This is a genomic window from Bifidobacterium sp. POST2/T3 (B1) (genome assembly GCF_058197115.1).
This window is the reverse complement of record NZ_JBVPQK010000454.1, coordinates 1-2035: the sequence shown is the minus strand read 5'-3', so window position 1 is coordinate 2035 and position 2035 is coordinate 1. Positions and strand designations below refer to the sequence as shown.

The window sequence follows — 2035 nt, the reverse complement described above, 5'->3', positions numbered from 1 at the left end:
GACGAGAATGCAATCCACCAATGGCTCATCGAGTGCTTCGGCCCGGTGCAGGGCGAGCTGGCCTGGAGTCAGTTCTCTCAGCTGCCTGAGTCCATCCGCTCCCAGATGGCGGCTCAGGGAGCCGAACAGCTGCCCAAACCCGCCGAGGTCCAGGCCCTGATTCAGGCTTTCACGGCCGGAGGGCTGAACACTCCCGCTGACATGCAGGCCCAGGCCGATCAGGGGCCCATCAACATTGCACTGGCCAAGAACATCGCCCTGGGGCGCACTAGGGCCGACCAGTCCGATACCACAGTTACAGCAGAGGACAGCGACCGGGTGGCCCGGGTCATGAGCGAGGCCAACCTCTGGCTGGACACCGTCTGCGCCTTCGATCCCGCCCCGGGCCAGACCGAAGCCCTGACCCGCGCCGGATGGATCGAGGGCAGCATAGACGCCTGGGTAAAGTTCGCCTCCCCGGTGGCCCAGGCGGTCAGCGACGCCTTGACCTCCGTCATAAGCCAGCGCTTCCAAGGCTTCGACCAGGGCGAGATTTCTGGAATGTTCGCCGGACCTGTGCCCATTCCACTACCCGACAACCTCAAGGATCCCACCACGCTGATGAAGCTGCTGGGAAACACCTCTTTCGCCATGCAGCTGGGGCAGGCCGCCGGCGAGTTGGCCAAGGAGGTCCGAGGAGGATTCGACCAGGGAATCCCGCTGCTGAAGAACCCCGCCGGAGCCCTTATACCGCAGAACATCAAAGCCTACGCCAAATCCCTTGAATTGGATCTGGACGAAGTCACCCGCTACATGGCCCTCAAGGAGGCCGCCCACGCCCGGCTCTACGCCGCCGTCCCCTGGTTGATGCCGCGCTTCGAGGCCCTGATTGGCAAGTATGCCCGCGGAGTCTCCATCGACTTGGACGCTGTGGAGGACCAGCTGCGCGATGCTGAGCAAATCAACCCAGAATCTATCGCTGGCGCCATCAACCTCAGCAATGTCGGCATCGAGGACACCCCTGAGCAGAAAGAGGCCCTGCACAGCCTGGGCGACCTGCTGGCACTAGTCGACGGCTGGGTAGATTGCGTGGTCTGGAACGCCGGCATGGCCCACCTGCCCCATTTGGAGCAGCTGCGGGAGATGACCCGACGCGAGCGCGCCGTGGGTGGGCCGGCCGAACAGACCTTCGAGTCCCTGCTGGGCCTGCATCTTCATCCCAAGCAGCTACGTGAGGCCGCCGACCTCTGGGAGCGCATCACCGCCGACGAAGGGGTCCAGGGCCGTGACAGCCACTGGTCCCATCCTGATTTGCTGCCTTCCCTGCCCGTCAAGGAGGAATCCGACGAGGGTGGAGCATCGACCTCTGCAGAGGGGCAATCCGAGCAGAAGGCCGACACTCCCGCCACTTCAGTGGATTGGGATGCCGAGCTGGACAAATTGCTGAATGCCGAGGAGAAGGAATCCTCTACCAATCTGACCACCCCCGCAGACTCAGGAACTTCAGATTCTCAAGCTGCAGACTCCGACGCTTCTCATGACCAGGAACATTCGGACCACCAGACTCCCGGCAATCAGAAGAGCGCTGGTAACGATTGCGAGGACACCGACGACGGTCACCCGGATCAGAACGACTCAGACAGGGGCGATTCAGAAAAGAACTAAATCTGAATCGCACTCCCAATCCCCTACGATTCGAAGATCAAGACGATAGCGCTCAGCGGTGAATGAACCGGCTGGGGGCGCGTCGGACGAAGGCGCTGCCGTCCTTGTGCTCCGCATAGGAAAGGTGGAGGGTGTCCTCGGCCCGGGTCACCCCTACATACATAAGGCGGCGCTCCTCCTCCAGGGCATCCCCTTCCGGTGGGGAGCCAAAGGGAATCAGCCCCTCAGCACAGCCCACGATAAAGACATGGGCGAACTCCAACCCCTTGGCGGCGTGAATGGTGGAGACCGTGACCCGCCCCTGGCCCATGCCGCCCTCCAGCTGCTCCAGCACCTCCTGCTTGCTCAGATCGACCGACTGGTTCTGCCAGCCTGACTCCGTGCGCACCCG

The 2035-nt window shown here is 62.8% G+C and carries 2 protein-coding genes; one reads left to right on the top strand and one right to left on the bottom strand.

The features are described 5' to 3' along the window. Positions 1 to 1644 (top strand): zinc-dependent metalloprotease (locus AC0AP0_RS12720; RefSeq protein ID WP_490430752.1); only part of this gene is annotated, 1644 nt, incomplete at its 5' end. Positions 1645 to 1696: 52 nt separating this feature from the next. On the opposite strand, the gene AC0AP0_RS12715 is transcribed toward AC0AP0_RS12720, so the two are convergent. Beyond that, positions 1697 to 2035 (bottom strand): 3'-5' exonuclease (locus AC0AP0_RS12715; RefSeq protein ID WP_490430751.1); only part of this gene is annotated, 339 nt, incomplete at its 5' end.